The organism is Massilia mucilaginosa, assembly GCF_011682145.1.
Classification (GTDB): domain Bacteria; phylum Pseudomonadota; class Gammaproteobacteria; order Burkholderiales; family Burkholderiaceae_D; genus Telluria_A; species Telluria_A mucilaginosa.
In genome coordinates, this window is the sequence record NZ_WHJH01000154.1 from 1 (window position 1) to 1,209 (window position 1,209).

Sequence of the window (1,209 nt, forward strand, 5' to 3'; positions counted from 1 at the left end):
TCGCGGCAACGTGCTTCTCCCAAAAAACGGTCGTGTTTTCCATGCTTGCTCCGGTATCAAATCGAAGTAGCAAGAATGCGGAAATTCGGATTAGCCAGCAAGTCTGGGGTTTATGGAGCGCTTACTGATGAACGAAGCGTCCGGCGTTTACAACATGTATATTTCATCGTCACTCAGGCTGAACAGTTACGATGCGGTGAGCTTCGTTAAAGCGTTCGAAAAGGAGTGTGTGGACGTTGCGGCGCGCCTAAATGTTCCTATTGAGAACATCCTCGGATTGGCCGCACAAGAAAGCCAGTATGGAAAAGGACGTATTGCCAGAGATCTCAAAAACTACTTCTCCATGCATGCGCCGGCACCTTTGCAGATTGGTTCCGAACATCCGAAGGAAAATCGTAAAATCAAGGTAGCCAAGTTTTCGAGATTCAGGGACTGTGCAGAGTCTTTTGAGCGACGCTTCGGCCACGCAGTAAAGGGCAAGGCAGATCCGCTCGTTTTCGCTCAAGCCTTGGTGGCGGTTAGATTCAATACGGGACGGGCGGAGGACGGAGGGCGTGCGAATTTCATACCATATCTGGTGGATATTATTCGAGCAGTGAAAGGGCGTCTGTCGTGTTAAGAAAATTCAGTCGTGCATTTCTGATTGCGGTTTTCTTGGCGACGTCAACTGGGTCTGCAACAAGCGCAGCGTCCGTTCAACTTGGAGACGTAAAACCCAATGGACTGACTGCGAAACAGGCCAAAGAAGTGCTCATCGTTGTTTTGAAGAAAAATAAGTTCAACCTACGCAAGTCCGGAGTATTTATTGAGAACCTGGTTGACGATAAAGGCAAGCCGTATCATCCTGGGCATTTCGAGTTCAGCCTGGGTTATAGCGACCCAAAGGCAGGAGCCATCGAATATTGGGGAATGTACTCCGTCAGCGCTTTCACTGGGGATGTTTGGGAAACCCATACATGCGAAAATTTTTCATTTCCAGAATTGCAACGTATTCAAGGTGAGATCATGGCTAGAACAAAAAGGACTTTCGCTAGCGAGCGTGTCGCGCGGAGGGGATTTGGCTGCACAGACTAAGGCATATTGTGACTGTTCAGCACGAGATTTTTTCACAAAATAGTTGTAAACCTTTTCAAGCCGGCTCATCATGCTGGTTATGGCAAAAAAACGCACTCCTCCCGACCTCTCCGCCCTTACGCGCGGCGAGCTTGA

2 protein-coding genes are annotated in these 1,209 nt (G+C 48.9%); both read left to right on the forward strand.

Annotated features, from left to right (window positions below; genetic code table 11):
- Positions 1 to 127: 127 nt before the first annotated feature.
- Positions 128 to 619, forward strand: a complete 492-nt coding sequence (locus F2P45_RS34225) for a hypothetical protein (protein ID WP_223164913.1) — start codon at positions 128 to 130, stop codon at positions 617 to 619.
- Positions 613 to 1,074 carry a Tgi2PP family T6SS immunity protein gene (locus F2P45_RS34230; RefSeq protein WP_223164914.1) on the forward strand — a complete coding sequence of 154 codons (462 nt, stop codon included), beginning with the start codon at positions 613 to 615 and terminating at the stop codon, positions 1,072 to 1,074. Before F2P45_RS34225 ends, F2P45_RS34230 begins: the two co-directional genes overlap by 7 nt.
- Positions 1,075 to 1,209 lie beyond the last annotated feature (135 nt).

Bases quoted from the DNA above. Each gene is read 5' to 3' on its own strand.
- F2P45_RS34225 (WP_223164913.1), top strand. From the start codon at position 128: ATGAACGAAGCGTCCGGCGTTTACAACATGTATATTTCATCGTCACTC.